The sequence below is a fragment of the Arthrobacter sp. D3-18 genome (genome assembly GCF_054408525.1).
On record NZ_CP096440.1, the window covers coordinates 3,331,786 to 3,348,608 of the forward strand.

The window sequence follows — 16,823 nt, forward strand, 5'->3', positions numbered from 1 at the left end:
AACTCGGAAAACGCTAGCCCCAAAATTCATGGTAGAAATACATTCCACAAGCACTACTATGCAGCGGAAAAACGGACCAATTCAAGTCACTGCATAATTCAAAATTTGAAAGCGTTCAATCAGACTGTGACTCTCAAATTTGGCAAGGAATCGACGCTATTCAATTTTAGATCAATACCTAGTGCCGCGGCCGACGATACCAAGCAACCATCTATCAGTATTGATAATTGATCTTCTTCAAGAGCTTGGAATGCTATATGAGATTTTTGTGCACGTAGTCGTATTATAAGCTCGCGAAGCAAATCGTTGCGGGTGACACTATTGTCCACGCCAGTCAGAACGGGATTGATCGCCAAAATGCGTGCCTGCAATGCCTGCGCCGTCCTTCTATCCCCCGATATACTAGTCCTCTCCATAATCTGGAAATAGTCGTCTTCCTTTAGGGGTTGCGATCCTGCAGGTGTCGAGGTTAGATCGGGGCCAAGGGACCATGCCCGCCACCACAGCCTTCGAAATGTATTTCTCGGTTTTCCGAGTATACGATTGGGATGTCGACTCGGAAAACGCCAAGGGGCTATTTCTGGGACAAGGACCAGCGAAATGAAGGACCACACTCCCTCCTCAGCCGCGTCACCTGGCACCACCCGCATTCGATCGTATAGTACAGTTCCGCAGATACGATCAAATTCCTGCTGACGTTCTAAATTCAGGGGTTCTGGAAATTTGAAGTCGTCGGCTATTTCCCGAAGAAGCGTTTGTAAGTCTCCCAACAGTCCAAGGGGTACTGGGATCCCACCAGTAGCAGAGGCGGCCGCGTGAATATGCGAAGTGTCCGTACGCATTCGGAGGCCAGAGAGGGCCTGTGAGGCCTGATCGTCTAACTCCCGTAATGCCGTGGCGGGATCGAGACGCGGATAGAGATATATGCCTTCGTCCATGAGTGTCACGTCAACTTCCGTACTGCTTGAATCTTTGCCTCAATTTTCCAAGGTGTCCGTTTATAGTCGTTCCAAAGTTGTTTAGCGTCCGTCGCCGGCCAAATCATTTGAAGGATATTGCGAAGACCGTGTAACAGGTCCAGTTCGTCAAAATCAACTTCAGCATCCATGACTTCTGTAAGGTTGAGGGCGCAGTGAACTAGCTGTCTGGTCACATCAGTGTCAATGGTGCGCCTAAGCAATTGCGTTGCTGTATCCTTGCTACCCGCTAATAGTCTTCTCACCTGAGTCTTATCGGCATTCAGAAAAAGTCTCACGCTAGACAAGAAGGATGCTTCCAAATCGGAGGTTTCAATTTGGAGAAACCAAGATGCGTCCCTAAAGTCAGGGTATCGTTCAGAAAAGCTCTCCGCATACGTCGGGAATTGAGACCCGACGCCTTGAAGGTGCGTGTGCGTTCTTGTGCTCCACAGAACACTCCCCGGCCGCCTCGCGGAAACTGCCGACAGAGGATGAGCGTCCAAGACCACAACGGAGGTGGTTATGGTGAGACGCCCACCCATTTCTTGCCCGGGGATGGCGACTTTCAGGTTCAGCGACTCAGCAGTTATTGGAATCTCGACGCGTGCTAAGAGCATCTCAACTCTTGTCTTGTCTGATTTGGCCGTCACTAGACACGCAAGCTTCGTTGACGAACCAAGTTCACACCATGACAGCAAATCTGCACGAATTAGGGCCAATCGCGAATTGACTTGCAGCGTTGCCTGGTAGTCCCAATGTTCTAGCTCATCATGTAATTGCACATCACGACCGTCGCCGGCGAAGAACCAACCCGAGAATTCCACGTGTTCTGTCTTGGCCATCCTAAACGGCGGCACGCTTAGTTTCACTCGGGTCCCTCGTCCGCCGGGCCAGCTTTGACTTCCCATAGAACGGAAGTTTGGCCGGAGCAAGCTGCCTCCAGCAGAATCTCACAAGACTTCCTTGGTTCGATTGTGAACGATGCGTTCAGGCCAACCAGTGAGATCACCTCGCTGTCAACCCAGGCAGCGCGCAACGCTAGGTTCTCGTCGAGAGAGACGTCCCTCTGCGATCCTTCAAGAGCTACCCCCACTGCAACAGAAATCGTAATGGGCCGGCTTGCATCTGAGTTCAAAGTAAAACTGGCTACGGAAACCAAGGCATCCTCGCGTTGGATAACGTCGGTCCAGTTGGATACCAACCCGCTCTGGGCGACAGCCTTCCTCGTTCTAGGTACCGGAGGCTTTTCGGGCCTCCCCCTACCCGCACCTGGAGATCCTATTACCAGGTGAGACAAAGCGTCCGCAACGAGAGCTGTGCTCAACGCCGAAGTTGCCTCAGGCTGCGGCTGCGTACCCCATCGTCCCTCGACTAGCTTCCTGATGTCTCGAAGACACTTTTGAACTATAAGTCGATCCTGTTTGTCTTCCAAATAGTCCGGAGTCCAAGCATCGTGCGTAGGCGGTTCCGCTTTAGCGAACACTTCATCCAACCCCTCGTCGGCACGAAAGACTCCACCCCATTCCACGGAGTGATCTGGAGCCTCTGGGCCTGGAAGATACTCAACGACAAGTTCGGGCGATCTCATGAGCACCACATGGTGGCTGGCCAGATTGCCAAAGGGCGAAGCAGGAGCAGGTGAGTCATCGTCTTCAGGGTCATGCCCGTCATCGACAATTCTGCGGGGCTCACGAACGAACGGCACAGTAGCAAGGCGACCCAAGGTAGACACGCTTCCACCCGCATGTCTCTTCAATGTCTCCTCCACGTAGCCAAGAGGTCGAACGTCAGAAGAACGAAGACCCAGAAATGCGTCGACGTACTTACTCAAGGGAGGGGTCGAAGCGAAGCTGGGGACTGGAACCGGTTGGCCATTGTGGAAGAAGGCAACTTCCATGGGAATTAGACCTTTTGCACCGGCCAGTAACTTAGGCCAAAGGTGCCAAAGTGCAGATTCGACCAAGAAGTTCATTGCCTGCTCCGGCGTTCTACCTCCGAAGGAAGGAGCCAAAATCAAAATTGTCGTTCCATATTCACCAGGCAGGAATGGCGGAAAGCCTATCTTCGAGGCCAAAGTATCGGCTACCTCACCCACTATGGGCGTCGGAACACCGTCTACGTCGCTTCCCCACCAGTGGCGGCCCGTGAAGTTGCTTCTGCCATCGTTGAACTTGTCGCCAATAGCCGAGGCAATCAACCTAGTTGCAGGCTGCTGATCATACTCAGTTCTCGAATATATGACGATTGTATTAGCTTGGGAGACAACAAACGAAATTGTCTTCCCAAATCCATATGTTCCACCGGTCTTAACCTGATGATTTGCCTTTCCGACGTTGAGAACAAAATCGACCCAATCATAAGAATCAGTGGGGTCGAGAACATCGGCCCGAACCGGACCTCCGAGTCCTTTGGTATTTCTATCTGAAATAAAGAGGCCGTTGAGACCAGGACTGTCTAGCGTCTTGGCTAAATCTGTTCCGATTACGCGTCTAGCTCCTGGAAAAACCTCGTCACGGAGCAGAAGCCTAACTGAATCCTGAATGTCAGTTAAATTCATAGAGAACTTGACCGGCAGGTCATCACTTTTCCTCGCATCCCAACTGTTCTGCGCTGTTTCTCGTACGAGAACAGTTAGAGGATCAAGGCTAGGGCGACCAAGGAGTTTAGTGAAACCTTCAGCCGATAGTCCACCGCTCGGCGGCAACGCTTCTGGAATCCAATCAAGCACCCTTTACACCCTTCATGTTGACGTAGACCTCTCCGAGCTCGTCAGGGCTGAGGGGCGATGTAGAAGCGTTCGATAAATCTATCGTGTATGAAAGCCTCTCCGTTCCGCTAGGAAGACGCCCTGAAACGAAAGAGGATGGGGTGATGCGGGGAAAGCCAGACTCTTTTACGTCGTAGACATAGTGGCCCGACGTCTTAAATCGATACGCCTGATAGACATCACTGAATTGGCCCCGGTATCCGGACTTCAGAAGTAAACTGCTCAAGAGTCCGGGCTCAACCTGCAACGCTTGGATCCTAGCCACGGCGGCGGGAAGAGAGTCGCCCTCTGGGCTAGGTTCGTAGCGATAAACGTCAAGGTGGAGACTTACGTCTGCGTCGCTGTTGAGCTGTTCAACGCTGCTAATCCTTACCCTGAGTCCCTCTCTGCCCGTTGTTGCCTTAACCTCAAGCGCGTGTCCTACTGTTCGAAAATCGTGTTGCGACTTTCCTGGCCCAGTCCAGACGTTCAGGTCACGGTATGGATCGCCTATTAGGATGTTCTCGAGAGTGTGAAGTTCCGCAAGTAGGCCTATGATCTGGGGGATCGAAAGTATGGCTGCCTTCTCCGCTTCCGCGAACAACGAGCGCCAGCGGTGAACGACATCCACAACTACGTCGCACACCTTGCCGCGGTGGGGCAACGACCGAATCAAATCGTGAACAAACATAAGAAAGACATCGTTGAGATCTGGCTTCAGACAGGAAACGCCCACGTACGCCTTACCGCCTGCTTCCTGACGACGCAGTTGAACTGTTGACGCTGTGTTGTCGCTTGGGACTGTCTCACCGTGCGTCAGCGGCACCAGAACTACGAAGTGGCCATCCATGTCAACTGCGGCTTGAAGCTCACCTGCACCGACACTGTACGGAAGCGCATGCCACGTAAGCACTGAGCTTTGTTTCATGGCTAACGCTTCAACGACACCCCACACGGATTCAACCGTCGGATTAGTGTCCATCGAACGAAACCTGGTTCAGGGAGCTTTCGCTGTCTTCGTATTCTGCATCATCGGCATCGTATGAGTCGCTAACGTCCGTTGAACTCAGGCTCCGAAGATCGACTTGAATCATGTCCTCTGGTTCAGAGCCATCCACTGCCTGGGGCAGTGAAAGCGCGACGCCAACGAGCGTGTTCACAGCCTCAAGTGGAACGCGCACCACGCCGTTAGGTTGCCTGTTAGCCTGTGGGCCTGGAACCGAATTGGCTTCGATCGGATACAGCACCAAGAGCGGCACTCCGCTATCGTTCCTGGCTGCGATTGCATCCTGAGTGTTGCTTATCGAGTATTCCTCGGCAATATCTGCACTAAAGTCCGCAGTGGACGTTATGGCTTTCAGGTATGCTGTGTTTGGAACATCGGACTGGTACCCCTGAATCTGAGATCGATTTACAGGATGGAACCATAAACCACCCCCAATTTCGACGGGCTTTACCGAATTATTTGAGGCATTCTTATTTCCTACGATGGCAATATTCCACTTACGGAGTCCACCAAAGTCCACTTGTCGTTTCACATACTCAGCCACATAGCCGCCAGCCATCTCGCTATCAGCGTGGAAACTGTACCTGTCAAGGAATCTAATTACTTCCTTCGCATCGACTCCGCGAAGAACCTTGGTACCCGAATGTAGCTGACCGGAGAATTCGGCAGTGAGCCCGACATTTTCTAGGAGTGCCCGTGCGACATCGAGATTACGGTTGACGATCTCGTAGTTCTTGTGTTCAAAGTGAATGGTTTGTGGGCGTGATTCACTAAAGGACGATGTCACCGGTACGGCATATTGCATTTTCAGTTTCGCAGTTGCCTGCATTTTAGGATGAAGGAGGAGGCGAACAGCCAGTTTGCTTGGCGTGATACCTTTCTCCGCATATCGATTTATGTCTTCACGAATGGAAGCCTCTACGCGTGACAAGAATTCGAAATTGCTGGCCAGGGCGGCAGTAGTCCAAACGCGAGGGAGGTCTGCATAGCCAGGACGATATCCGAACCACCGACCCATCTGCAGAGCAGAATCATACATCCCGGAGCTTCGTAGGAAGAATGACGAAACGAGACCTTCGAGGGTCAAGCCCCTCGAAAGCGTATTCCCACCGATGGCAATTACTGTTGCTGGATCGTCCGAGTAAATTAGGCGATCATCTGAGGAGCTGTTATCTGCCACCACATGGACCTTCGACAGAACATCGTTGACGGATACAGACATCTCAGAAAATGAAATGGGCGTGAGACCGTGCCTCTCAGCCGGTTCCGCAATTGTTTCAAAATCCCATTGCGAACGCCAAGAGTCAACATGCCCAGACGCCCATTCAGCGGCTAAAGCCTTTAGGAATTTGCGTACGACAGGAACGAACTGCATTTGAGGCGCTACTCTCATGGTCGTATGCACAAGCATGCTGGAGTGGGAGACTTCCCCAGACCTCGCCCTGCGTGCTGCGGTGGCCATCACAAACCAGCGAATCGCATCCCCTAAAGACGGGGAAATCAACGGTGAGTAGGCTTGTTTGTTCTTTACGGCATAACCTAATGCTTCTTGCGCGGGAACGAAACGAATCATGTCATGTCCGGGCATGACCCGTGACTCTTCGTCTTCCAACACGGCCGCGCCGAACAGCTCTTCGGCCCCAAAGTACCCCTCGGGCTTCGGAAGTGAATAAATGAAATCCCTAGGATAAATTCCTAAAGCATCCTTGGGATTGCATAGAACGTTTGCAAAGGGAGTCGCAGTGTAACCAAGATAGCTCACCTTTGGAAGACTCAAAAGCTCCTTGATCTTGGCATGAATGGCCGTCTGATCGAGTTCAGCATCTTTAGCCGTATTGACGCTGGCTTGATCGGCTTCATCATCAATGATGAGCACTGGGCAGTCATCCAACGCACCGTGCTTTTGAGCCGTGCTGAGCCATTCGACGAGATTGGAAAGACGTGAAACATTCTTTTTTACGACGGCCAATAGGCGAAGAGGGCTCCCTGCCAACAGCGGGAGGGCTTGGACCGGGTTGCCAAAATCTGCAGTTTCAGAGGTGAGGGTGATCCAGTTTATCGGGTTGAGATCGACTATCTGCTTCTCTAGGCGAAGTTGTGTCTGCCGTCGCAGCGAATTGTGGACGCCGGACAATACAACGAACAGGCGATATCCTGTGTCCGCTGCTTTTGCAATCGTTGCTGTGAAGTTAGCAGTTTTTCCCGATTGTACATATCCGACCACAAGGCCACGCTTCGCGAAGTGCGTCAACGAGGGGTCACCGAGTCGCGCCACAACATCTCGAGAAGTGCTGTCCAGCGACGTTACCGCCGGGGCCCAGTTCGCGTCCTGCATAAGATGGTCCCGCAACTTCGGCCAGAATATATCTCCAGGCTGGACACCGGCGTACCAAGGCTCGGCGTCAGACGCGTCAACAGTCGGGCTCGTTTTCAACCTGAAAACATCCGCGGCGATGGCCACGTGTCGTTCCACTACCTGCTCAATGAAGTCTCCGTCAAGGCCAAGCACAGCCAGGGTTCTTCCGCCTTCTTCGCGACTCTTGCCTTGTTTGATCAGCAAATTTAGCTGTTCAAGTGCTGTCTCGTGCTTTGACGTCCACGTCATCCTTGCCCCAATGTCCTTTAGTACGATGCGAGTATGCCTAATATTGCCTGCGGGATCCCAGTTTTTCTAGGCACGACACGGTGAGGCGTTTCAGCGTGCACACGCCAGTGGATGCCCGGAGCACAAATCATTCGAGTTTCAACGCCGTCCATTTCCAAGGAGGAGGGCTGCATGATCTGGAGGAAACCTCTAGTTTCCTGCAGTGGGTGGCGTGGAGCGAGCTAACTTATTGAATTTCGGGCGGGAGTAGCCATGGTTGCTACTGTCGCAACTGGGTACTTCGGTTGTTCGACGACTGACCGCCCTGCGACCCCGCTGGCGGCCCGGTTCAAGATTGCGAGCAAGGCTATGCTCTCTTCCTTCAATTCACTCTCCACCCGTCCGATGCGGACTGCGCTGCTGTTGATGGCATTTCTCCTTGGTGCCGGTGGGTTGGTCGCCGCCACCGGCACCACGCAAACGACCTCCGCGCAGGTAGCGGAGCGTCTAGACCTGGCTGCGTTGGACGAGATTCGTTTTACAGACAATCGGCGTCCAGCGGGAACCCTGCCAACCAATGCCGAGCTGGAAGCAACCTACAAGGCTGTTGATGCCATTGAGGGTGTCGAACGTGTTGGTCTGACTTCCATCGCCGCCCCCGCCGACGCTCAGATAACACGAACATCCCCCTCAACTGCATACTTCGACGGACTCATCGAGATAGCCGACGCCAATCGCCTGTCGATTTTGGATAGCCAACTGATCCCGCAGACTGCGGAGAGCAATCTGGCAGCTTACCCGGACCTTCCCGCCACCGTTGTGGGGAGTAAGGCGGCCGCCACGATCGGCATCGAGAGAGCTGCGCCAGGGGTTGTCATCTGGGTCGGGGGAAAGCCTGTTCCCGTCATCGCCCTCATTCAAAGCAGCACGCGGGACGCATCGGCCGAGGACAAAGTCTTCCTTAATCCGGCCGCCGCCTCCAGTATCAAGAACCTGCAGCCCTCCTACATCGCAAGGACCAAGCCCGGCTTCCCAGCACCGCTAAGCGACGCAATTCCACTGGCTTTGAGTCCTGATAACCCCGGGGCCATCAACGTCCAGACGGTAGCTGATCTGCGGAACCTGAAAACAGGGGTCAGCGACCAACTCGGTCTTATGGTCGGCCTCGTTTCAATCGTTCTGTTGGTGTTGGCCTCGCTAACGGCCGCAACTGCCATGTACTTGTCAGTACAGGCGAGAGCCGGAGAAGTGGCGCTACGACGTGCATTGGGCGCAAGCAAATGGTCTATTGCACGCATGTTTCTTTTGGAGGGCATATTCGTTGGCGTTGCGGGAGGCGTCGCCGGCAGCGTCCTCGGCACCACTGCGGTCATAGCCATTTCAGCCGCCAACGTGTGGACACCAGTGATTACGCCCAACATGCCTCTGATCGGGATCGCAATCGGAGGGCTGACAGGAGCGATCTCGGCCGCATACCCAGCAATTGTCGCAGCGCGCGCCGACCCAGCGATGATACTCAGAAGCTAGAAGCCTGAACTCGAGGCTAGCGCGCAACCATTCAAATTGTGAGTGCTGCCGGGAATCGCGGAGGGCTGTGCATCGGAGAAGCAACCAGCACGATGCCGTTGCACCAATCATCGAATCGGTATCGCCTTGCGCCGCGCCTGCCGATCAACGACAGCCCCCGGCCGCTGCACCAAAAAAACAGCCGCCAGAACTAACAGAGCCCCCACAATCTGCCAGCCCGACAACGCCTCCCCCAGGAACGCAAACCCCAACACCGTAGCTACCAAAGGGCTCAGGAATCCCAGGAACGAGACCACCATCGTGGGCAATCGTTGAATCCCCCGGAACCAGACCGCGTAGGCAGCCAGCGCACCGATCACGCTGAGGTACGCAAACCCTGCCAGGTTGGGCAGCGAAACGGACCCCGGCAGCCCTTCAACCACCAGCGTCACCGGCAGGAGCATGACCCCGCCCATCGCCAACTGCAGGCCGGTGAACCCAAGCAGCCCCACGCCGTCGGGCCTTCCCCAGCGTTTGGTGAGCGCAATCCCCGCCGCCATGCTCAGCGCGCCGGCCATCCCGGCAATCACACCGATAACCGTCAGCGTCGCGGTGGACCGCAGGACAAGCAAGCCGACTCCCGCCGCTCCCACAGCGCACGCGACGATGTGCGTCATGCGGATCCGCTCCCCCAGCAGCGGCACTCCAAGAAGCAACACGAACAGCGGCTGAATCGACCCGACCAGCGCCGCCACCCCGCCGGGCAGTTGGTAGGCGGTGAAAAACAGGAGGAAGAAGAACAGCCCGATGTTGAGTGCGCCCAGGGCGGCCGCCTTGAACCACCAGCTCCCCCGCGGCCATGTGCGGGTGACGAGCATCAGCACGATGCCAGCCGGAAGGGCACGGACGGTTGCGGCCAGGAGCGGCCTGTCGGCGGGGAGAAACTCGGTGGTCACCAAGTAAGTGGACCCCCAGACCATGGGCGCCAGTGCAGTGATGAATAGATCCCGGGGAGACGCCTTAACCATTGTCCACTTCCATACATTTTGATGTCGAACTATTTGATGTAAGACAATGTAGGTGTTGTACTGTTTGAGGTCAAGCACGGGAGGACAATGGACCGCGACGCAGTAGACACGATTCTTGAGCAATGGAACAAGGAGCGCCCCGACCTGGACGTCAGTTCGATGGGCGTCCTGGGCCGGCTGAACAGGGCCAGCCGACTGGCATCACTGGACGTGCAGAAGTTCATGAGCCAGTTCGGCCTGGAGCCGTGGGAGTTCGACGTGCTGGCAACGCTCCGGCGCTCGGCAGCAGAAGCGCCGCTGACTCCCGGACGATTGGCCAGCCTGACCATGATCGGTTCCGCAGCCATGACCAACCGCGTGGACCGACTCGTAAACCGGGGGCTGGTTCATCGTGAGACCAACCCGGACAACCGGCGGCAACTGCTGATCAGCCTCACCCCTGAGGGACTCGCGTTGGTGGATGAAGTGGTAGACCACCACGTGGAGAACCAGCACAAGATGCTTGAAGGACTGTCCAAGACAGAGCGAGCGCAGCTGGCGAACCTCTTGCGTAAGTTCCTACTAACAATTAACGACGGCGAACACTCCTAAGCACGGAGCAGCCGCCCGGGCATGACTATGCTGAACGCGTGACCTCAGAGCTAACGTCAGCGATCATGGAGCTTCTTGCGGCGCGCGCTCTATGGCTTATGAAGCAGGATGCAGCAGAGGTCGGGGTTACCGCTGCAACGAATGCCCTTCTAGAGGGTCATGACAGCGAAACGCTCCGTGAACTCGCTGGAGCATCCGTGAAGATCAACGTGTTTCACCTCGGAGCTCTCATTGAAGAAGCTCTTCGGGAGCAAGGTCTGGCGACTGCAAGCATGACGCTAGACGACGCTCAGCTAATCGCAGCCCACTTTAATGCCCGCCGAGTCATTGAAGGAACACTTCAAATACGCGAGCTTGCGGCTTGGGCGCACACCGTGGTGCGGCATGAAGGACACCCGCTCGCCCAAGGTCTGGTTGAACTGGACGACGCTTATGACGCCGACGTATGGGGATGGAGAGAAGGGCCGGCACCCATGCAAGCGCTCGTCGATTTTCTCGATGCATCCACGGACGAAGTTCGCAAACTTCTTGAAACTGCAAGGGACCAGTAATTGGTGGCAAATCTCATCGCATGGAAATGGCCGGCTGCTCGCCAAGGCGACAGCGTTATGCAGTGCCTCGTCGACTACGGCTTCGGCATAACAACAGAGAGCGGAATGGCGCTCAGGATTGAATGCGCCTTTACATACAGAAAACCCGATTCGGTCCCGGTCCTGTATGACCCCCAATGGGGATCCTCCGCTGCTCGGGCCGGTGCTTGGTATCGTCCGTTCGGCTGTCGTTAATGGCTTTTCTGACGAAGCAGGCGGGATAGCACGCTGGAGGGCTGACGCAACATCTGCCACTTACGACGAGGAGAAGCCAAGCTCTACCCCTATGTGACTCCCATTAGATATCCATGATGTTCAGCCCTTCGTTCACCAGAGCACTCCCCTACCGCAGCGTTACAAGTTCTGGGTACTGAGACGAGCGGTGGCAGGAGGCTACTCCGCCGCCATCAAGGGGTGCTACCTTGATCGGACCATCTGGTCGAGGGGGACGACGTGGAAGCTTGGCAGTGGATCTTGGTGTTGTTGGCGGGAGCGTCCGCTATTTTCGTTATGGGATCGATCATCTGGGCAGTCTTTGATGTGCTCAGCGAGGTTCGTCTCGACCAAACCACCCGGGTGCTCTGGGTGGTCCTACTTTTTGTACTCCCGCTCCTCGGACTCCTCGCGTGGCTCTACGCGAAACCGCGCCTGGCCAGCTTCGGAAATAGCGCCAGGTTGCGGAAGACACTCTGACCCCAAGGCGAGTCCAGGCGTCGCGCTTGCCTCACCGCTACAACGAAACACCTAGCCGCCGGCAATCTCCCGCAGCGTCTGCAAGTGCACCGCCCATACGTCCCGGCCGGCAGCCGTCAGGCTAGCCGACGTTCGGGGCATCTTGCCGGCGAAGCTCTTCTTGATCTTCACGAACTCGGCCTTCTCCAAAATTGAGAGCTGCTTGCTCAACACGGAGTCGCTCACTTGGATGGCATCTCGCAGGTCCTTGAAGTCCAACGCCTCAGCCCTGGAGAGGGCCGCCATGATGGAGAAACGGACTGGCGAGTGGACGAGCTCGTTGAGCTTGTGCCGCGGGTGTTCTGCTGGTGTGCTCATGCGCGCAGCTCACGGAATGCTGCGGCAAGGCCGATGGCAGCCAGGGCGATAGCGGCCGGGATGTAGAACCAGAGACTACCGTTCGGGAAGAAGTAAGCACCGCCAACCAGCGCCACAACGTATAAAGCGAAGTAGGCGGTGAGGGATGTGAGGAAGCGTTTGGTGAAGCCGGCTTTCGTTGACCTTTGGAACGTAGGCCAGATGCACGCAGTGATCGCACCCCAGACGCCCACTGAACATGCCAGAAGGGCCGCGCCGTATCCGGTATGGGTCACAATGTGCATCCCGATCATTAGCAGTGAACCCATGATTGCCAGGCTGGTGAAAGTGACGGCGACCGGCCAAGCGGCAGCATTAATTGATGTTGCGCCCAGCGAATCCGCTTTAGCCAAGAGTTCGCGCGCTTCAGCTGCTGACACGTTGCCTGTGTTCTCGTTCATGATTCCCCCAAGTTGTGACATCCAATGGCCTCACTCTAGGAAAGTACTTTCCATGATGTCAAGTACTTTCCTGACCAGCGCCATGTCATCCAGTTATCACCCGCCGCAGCCAAGCCGGTAAATTTGAGCCCAGAAGTTCTGACCCTCGGTGAGTACCACGCCGCACCTCACGAAAGCAGGATCATATGACTGTCTCTCCCCTCATTTGGGGCATCACCATCGTCGTTATTCTGGCGCTGCTCGCCTTCGACTACTTCTTCCACATCCGGAAGGCGCACGTCCCCACCTTGAAGGAAGCGGCCGTCTGGTCCTCCATCTACGTGGGACTGGCTGTGGTCTTCGGCATCTTGGTGTTGATCTTCGGCGGCGGCCAAATGGGGTCGGAGTACTTCGCCGGCTACATCACGGAGAAGGCCCTCTCAGTGGACAACCTCTTCGTGTTCCTGATCATCATGGCGAGCTTCCGGGTACCGCGTGAAGATCAGCAGAAGGTCCTGCTTTTTGGCATCGTGTTCTCCCTGATCGCCCGGACAGGGTTCATTTTCCTGGGCGCAGCGCTGATCAACTCGTTCGCCTGGGTGTTCTACATCTTCGGCCTGATCCTGCTGCTGACGGCAGGAAACCTGCTCAAGCCCGACGGCCACGGCGACGATCAAGCCAATAACTTCATGATCCGGCTCGCCAAGAGGTTCTTCCACACCACGGACAAGTACGACGGCGACAAGCTCTTCACCGAGGTCAACGGCAAGCGGGCCCTTACCCCCATGCTCCTGGTGATGGTGGCCATCGGCGGCACGGACATCCTCTTTGCCCTGGACTCCATCCCGGCGATCTTCGGCCTGACGCAAAACGTCTTCATCGTCTTCACAGCCACGGCCTTCTCGCTGATGGGCCTGCGCCAGCTTTACTTCCTCATCGACGGCCTGCTGGATCGCCTCATCTACCTCTCCTACGGCCTGGCGGCGATCCTCGCGTTCATCGGCGTCAAGCTGATCCTGCACGCCCTGCACGAAAACAACCTGCCGTTCATCAACGACGGCGAGCACGTCAACGTCATCGAAATCACCACCGGCCTCTCGCTGAGTGTCATCGTCGGTACGCTGATCATCACCGTGGTGCTCTCGCTCCTCAGCCCTGCCGGCAAGGCCCAGACTGCTATCAACAACGCCCGCCGTCACGCCGTCAATTACCTCGACCTCGACTACACGGCCGACGCCAACGAGCGCGAGCGTATCTACCGTGCGTTGACCGCTGAGGAAGCGCAGATCGTACAGATGCCCCTGAAGTACAGGAACAAGGCCAAGGACGTGGAGACGATCCGCGAGCAAGTGGCCGAAGCGCACCGCCAGCACGAAGCGTTCCTCAACCGCTAAGCCAACTCAGCAAGCGGCCAGCCCTTACAAGTCAGGCGCCCAGGAGCACGTTGATCTGATCCCGGATCTCGTCGCCAACCTGGGCGTCCGTGTGTCCGACGTTGGCTGATGACGTCATGCTGATGAACATGATCGACGAGACGATCCGGGCCAGCTTCTCCGGATCACGGGCCACCAGCTGCTCATCCCGGGAAAAAATCTCTGCAATGGCGGCTTCAGTGCGAATAGTGAGCGACAACGCCTCTGCATGGTGCGGCTCTGAAGGATCGCCGAAGACGATTTCCCTCAGGTAAGTGCGGCCATTTTCGATCTGAACGCGGTTGCATTCAATGATGGGGCGAATGATGGCCATCACGGCGTCGAGCACCGATCTTTCCGTGGAGGCGGCTTCGATTCCCGAGTCCAGGGCCTGGGCGTATTTCACGTTGTGCACCAGGAGAAGTAGCTCCGCCTTGGTCTTGGCGTACAAGAATAAGGTTCCCGATCCGACGTCGGCCTTCTCCGCCACCTGCTGGGTGGTGACCTCATCTACTCCGTACTGGGTGAAAAGTTCTCGTGCGGCCGCGGTGATGCGGTCAAGCTTTTCCTGCTTATTCCGCTCACGTCGGCCAAGTGTCTGGGGCGCAGGCTGCATTCAGCTACCGTATCAGCGGCCCGACGTATTAGCGGCCCAGGAATTCGAGGGCTACAGGGACGAACTTGTCATGGAACTGGAAGATGCCGCCGTGCCCTGAGTCAGGATAGATAACCAGCTCGCTCCCGGGAATCCGCCGGTGCATGTCGCTCGAAAGAACCGAGGGCACCATGCGGTCGTTGTCACCGTTAGCGATCAGCGTCGGCTGGGTGATGGCGCCCAGATCGGCCGACGGCGACAGTCCCCACCGGCGAATGGCCTTCAGTTGCGTCTGGAACGCCTGGAGCTTGATGGGCGTCTCGCAGTTGGTGGTGCGCTGTTTCAGCCGCTCGATGAAAGCCCGTGCCGCAGCTTTTCCGGCAGCATTGCGGTTGAAGAACAGGAACTCCTTGGGGTCCTGCCTGGTCAAGGTGCCCCGGAGTATGTCGTAGTACGTGGTGCCAATGATTTTCTGGATTCCTTCTCCACCGGCAGGACCCGTGCCGGCGAGCACAAGTTTGCGGACCAGCCCGGGATGCTTGACCACTAGCGACTGGGCGATCATGCCTCCGAGTGAGAAGCCGAAGAGATCCACCTTCTGATATCCGAGGGCTTTGATGAAGCTCGCGGCATCGTCGGCCATGCTTTCAATGCTGTCCGGAACGGACCCTGTGGATGCGCCCACCCCGCGATTACTGAACGTGATCACATGATGTTTCTCCGCGATGGGATCGATGATGCGCGGATCCCAGTTGTCCATGGTCCCCGCAAGGTGGATGAGGAAAACCACCGGGACACCGCCTTTTGGCCCCAATTCGCGGTACGCGTAGCTGACGCCGTTAGCCGTCACGGTCTTCGCGGGCACCTGGAAGTATCTGCTCTGGTTGTGTTGTTCACTGCTCATGGTGTCCGTCCTGTCGCTTCGAATGGTTTTGGCTAGAAATGGCTGACGACGGTCTTGCCGCGGATGCCGCCCTTTTCGAGTGCTGCCAGGACATCGGAGGTCTGATCAAACGGAACCACCCGTCCTACTACCGGCTTGATGTCTCCGGCATCGATGAGTCCCGCAATCTCCCTCAGCTGCTTGCCGCTGGCCTGCATGAAAAGAAACTCATAGGTGACGCCAAGGCACTTGGCTTTGCGGCGCACACCTGAACTCATCAGGGTCATGGCACCCCGCAACAGCGCGTTCGCACCTATTTGGCGAGCGAAGCCGGCGTCCGGAGGCCCGGCGATGCCGATGACTTTTCCACCGGGCTTCAGGACTGTCAGGGATCGCTCGAGGTTCTCGCCACCGAGGCTGTCCAGGACGAGGTCATAGTCGTGGACGATTTCCGCGAAGTCCTCGCTCCGGTAGTCGATCACCACATCCGCGCCGAGTTCCCGGGCGAAGTCCTTATTTCCCGCACTGACCGTTGTAGCCACCGTGGCCCCGAGATACTTGGCGAGCTGGATAGCGATGGAGCCTACTCCCCCGGCACCGGCATGGATGAGTACCTTTTGGCCCGGTCGCACCAAGCCCCGCTCAACCAACGCCTGCCAGGCAGTCAACGCCACCAGTGGAAGCGATCCGGCCTCGTCCATGCTGATGGTTGCCGGCTTGATGGCCAGGTCTTCCTCGGCTACGGCAATGCGCTCGGAGAACGTCCCGATGCTGTCATTTCCGGGACGGGCGAATACTTCGTCGCCGGGCTTGAAGGACCGAACCTTCGCCCCGACCTGGAGAACCGCGCCTGCGACGTCGTGACCAAGAACCTGCGGCAACTTGTAAGGGAGGATCCGCTTGAACTCACCCAGCCGGATCTTCTCGTCCAACTGATTCAGGCCGGCAGCTTTCACTTCCACCAACACATCGTGGTCTCCGAGCACGGGCTCAGGCACATCGATCTGCCGCAACGGCTGCTTGTACTGCGTGAGGACGAAGGCTTTCACTGAAACTCCCTTGAGCGATTACTGACTTAACTCAATTATGAGCAGACTCAGTTATTTCGTCAAGGGATCACTTTCGACAGCATCTTGATGAGGAATAGTAAGCATGCTTAGGTTAAGAACATCCCGGCTCCCACCTCCAGCGGGAGCCGGGTCCGCCTCTTCGAAATGGAGCTCCACCATGGCAACCTGCGATACATGTGGCAACGATTACGACAAGACCTTCACCATCACCCAAGGCGAGCGAACCGGCACCTACGACAGCTTCGAATGCGCCATACACGCCATGGCCCCCAACTGCGGACACTGCGGCTGTCGCATTCTGGGTCACGGCGTGGAAAACGAACGCGGCATGTTCTGCTGCGAGCACTGCGCGCAGCACACCGGCGCATAGGCCACACCGGCGCG

At 56.4% G+C, this 16,823-nt stretch carries 17 protein-coding genes; 6 read left to right on the forward strand and 11 right to left on the reverse strand.

The window, feature by feature from the left end; all coding sequences use genetic code 11:
- Positions 1–119 precede the first annotated feature (119 nt).
- From M1D89_RS17405 to M1D89_RS17425, 5 genes are read right to left on the reverse strand one after another with little or no spacing between them, the layout of a single operon-like run.
- Complete coding sequence (locus M1D89_RS17405; RefSeq protein WP_498650982.1) at positions 120–938, reverse strand: DUF6339 family protein; 819 nt, start codon at positions 936–938, stop codon at positions 120–122.
- A gap of 5 nt (positions 939–943) precedes the next feature.
- Positions 944–1,783 (reverse strand): hypothetical protein, encoded by an 840-nt coding sequence (locus M1D89_RS17410; protein WP_498645397.1) that lies wholly within the window; start codon positions 1,781–1,783, stop codon positions 944–946.
- Positions 1,784–1,824: 41 nt separating this feature from the next.
- Positions 1,825–3,687: a hypothetical protein gene (locus M1D89_RS17415; protein WP_498645399.1), complete on the reverse strand. Its 1,863-nt coding sequence runs from the start codon at positions 3,685–3,687 to the stop codon at positions 1,825–1,827.
- Positions 3,680–4,687: a PD-(D/E)XK motif protein gene (locus M1D89_RS17420; RefSeq protein ID WP_498645401.1), complete on the reverse strand. Its 1,008-nt coding sequence runs from the start codon at positions 4,685–4,687 to the stop codon at positions 3,680–3,682. The genes M1D89_RS17415 and M1D89_RS17420 overlap by 8 nt, the downstream gene beginning before the upstream one ends.
- Complete coding sequence (locus M1D89_RS17425; protein ID WP_498645403.1) at positions 4,677–7,316, reverse strand: Z1 domain-containing protein; 2,640 nt, start codon at positions 7,314–7,316, stop codon at positions 4,677–4,679. Before M1D89_RS17425 ends, M1D89_RS17420 begins: the two co-directional genes overlap by 11 nt.
- Positions 7,317–7,568: 252 nt before the next feature.
- Here M1D89_RS17425 and M1D89_RS17430 point away from each other — a divergent pair, with 252 nt between their 5' ends.
- On the forward strand, positions 7,569–8,822 hold the full coding sequence (locus M1D89_RS17430) for an ABC transporter permease (RefSeq protein WP_498645405.1): 1,254 nt from the start codon (positions 7,569–7,571) through the stop codon (positions 8,820–8,822).
- Positions 8,823–8,929: 107 nt separating this feature from the next.
- On the opposite strand, the gene M1D89_RS17435 is transcribed toward M1D89_RS17430, so the two are convergent.
- A complete protein-coding gene (locus M1D89_RS17435; protein WP_498650983.1) occupies positions 8,930–9,829 on the reverse strand; it encodes an EamA family transporter in 900 nt (299 codons plus the stop codon).
- 87 nt (positions 9,830–9,916) lie between these two features.
- On the opposite strand from M1D89_RS17435, the gene M1D89_RS17440 reads away from it, so the two are divergent.
- From M1D89_RS17440 to M1D89_RS17450, 3 genes are all read left to right on the forward strand, one after another.
- Positions 9,917–10,420: a MarR family winged helix-turn-helix transcriptional regulator gene (locus M1D89_RS17440; RefSeq protein WP_498645407.1), complete on the forward strand. Its 504-nt coding sequence runs from the start codon at positions 9,917–9,919 to the stop codon at positions 10,418–10,420.
- A 38-nt stretch (positions 10,421–10,458) separates the two neighbouring features.
- Positions 10,459–10,971 carry a hypothetical protein gene (locus M1D89_RS17445; RefSeq protein WP_498645409.1) on the forward strand — a complete coding sequence of 171 codons (513 nt, stop codon included), beginning with the start codon at positions 10,459–10,461 and terminating at the stop codon, positions 10,969–10,971.
- Between the two features lie 492 nt (positions 10,972–11,463).
- Positions 11,464–11,703 carry a PLDc N-terminal domain-containing protein gene (locus M1D89_RS17450; protein WP_402938116.1) on the forward strand — a complete coding sequence of 80 codons (240 nt, stop codon included), beginning with the start codon at positions 11,464–11,466 and terminating at the stop codon, positions 11,701–11,703.
- Positions 11,704–11,754: 51 nt separating this feature from the next.
- Here M1D89_RS17450 and M1D89_RS17455 read toward each other — a convergent pair whose 3' ends face one another.
- Together M1D89_RS17455 and M1D89_RS17460 are read right to left on the reverse strand one after the other, a co-directional pair.
- Complete coding sequence (locus M1D89_RS17455) at positions 11,755–12,060, reverse strand: winged helix-turn-helix domain-containing protein (protein ID WP_498645411.1); 306 nt, start codon at positions 12,058–12,060, stop codon at positions 11,755–11,757.
- Entirely contained in the window at positions 12,057–12,500 is a 444-nt protein-coding gene (locus M1D89_RS17460; protein ID WP_498645413.1) for a hypothetical protein, read from the reverse strand. The genes M1D89_RS17455 and M1D89_RS17460 overlap by 4 nt, the downstream gene beginning before the upstream one ends.
- A gap of 185 nt (positions 12,501–12,685) precedes the next feature.
- Here M1D89_RS17460 and M1D89_RS17465 point away from each other — a divergent pair, with 185 nt between their 5' ends.
- On the forward strand, positions 12,686–13,873 hold the full coding sequence (locus M1D89_RS17465; RefSeq protein ID WP_498645415.1) for a TerC/Alx family metal homeostasis membrane protein: 1,188 nt from the start codon (positions 12,686–12,688) through the stop codon (positions 13,871–13,873).
- 31 nt (positions 13,874–13,904) lie between these two features.
- Here M1D89_RS17465 and M1D89_RS17470 read toward each other — a convergent pair whose 3' ends face one another.
- From M1D89_RS17470 to M1D89_RS17480, 3 genes are read right to left on the reverse strand one after another with little or no spacing between them, the layout of a single operon-like run.
- Positions 13,905–14,507, reverse strand: coding sequence for a TetR/AcrR family transcriptional regulator (locus tag M1D89_RS17470; protein WP_498645417.1), 603 nt, complete (start codon positions 14,505–14,507; stop codon positions 13,905–13,907).
- Positions 14,508–14,535: 28 nt separating this feature from the next.
- Positions 14,536–15,390, reverse strand: coding sequence for an alpha/beta fold hydrolase (locus tag M1D89_RS17475; protein ID WP_498645419.1), 855 nt, complete (start codon positions 15,388–15,390; stop codon positions 14,536–14,538).
- 32 nt (positions 15,391–15,422) lie between these two features.
- Entirely contained in the window at positions 15,423–16,418 is a 996-nt protein-coding gene (locus tag M1D89_RS17480) for an NADP-dependent oxidoreductase (protein ID WP_498645421.1), read from the reverse strand.
- A 178-nt stretch (positions 16,419–16,596) separates the two neighbouring features.
- On the opposite strand from M1D89_RS17480, the gene M1D89_RS17485 reads away from it, so the two are divergent.
- On the forward strand, positions 16,597–16,809 hold the full coding sequence (locus tag M1D89_RS17485) for a metallothionein (protein ID WP_309073779.1): 213 nt from the start codon (positions 16,597–16,599) through the stop codon (positions 16,807–16,809).
- Positions 16,810–16,823 lie beyond the last annotated feature (14 nt).

Coding starts and splice junctions, on each gene's coding strand:
- M1D89_RS17405 (WP_498650982.1), bottom strand. CDS start 938: ATGGACGAAGGCATATATCTCTATCCGCGTCTCGATCCCGCCACGGCA.
- M1D89_RS17420 (WP_498645401.1), bottom strand. CDS start 4,687: ATGGACACTAATCCGACGGTTGAATCCGTGTGGGGTGTCGTTGAAGCG.
- M1D89_RS17425 (WP_498645403.1), bottom strand. CDS start 7,316: ATGACGTGGACGTCAAAGCACGAGACAGCACTTGAACAGCTAAATTTG.
- M1D89_RS17430 (WP_498645405.1), top strand. CDS start 7,569: ATGGTTGCTACTGTCGCAACTGGGTACTTCGGTTGTTCGACGACTGAC.
- M1D89_RS17435 (WP_498650983.1), bottom strand. CDS start 9,829: ATGGTTAAGGCGTCTCCCCGGGATCTATTCATCACTGCACTGGCGCCC.
- M1D89_RS17440 (WP_498645407.1), top strand. CDS start 9,917: ATGGACCGCGACGCAGTAGACACGATTCTTGAGCAATGGAACAAGGAG.
- M1D89_RS17455 (WP_498645411.1), bottom strand. CDS start 12,060: ATGAGCACACCAGCAGAACACCCGCGGCACAAGCTCAACGAGCTCGTC.
- M1D89_RS17460 (WP_498645413.1), bottom strand. CDS start 12,500: ATGAACGAGAACACAGGCAACGTGTCAGCAGCTGAAGCGCGCGAACTC.
- M1D89_RS17465 (WP_498645415.1), top strand. CDS start 12,686: ATGACTGTCTCTCCCCTCATTTGGGGCATCACCATCGTCGTTATTCTG.
- M1D89_RS17470 (WP_498645417.1), bottom strand. CDS start 14,507: ATGCAGCCTGCGCCCCAGACACTTGGCCGACGTGAGCGGAATAAGCAG.
- M1D89_RS17475 (WP_498645419.1), bottom strand. CDS start 15,390: ATGAGCAGTGAACAACACAACCAGAGCAGATACTTCCAGGTGCCCGCG.
- M1D89_RS17485 (WP_309073779.1), top strand. CDS start 16,597: ATGGCAACCTGCGATACATGTGGCAACGATTACGACAAGACCTTCACC.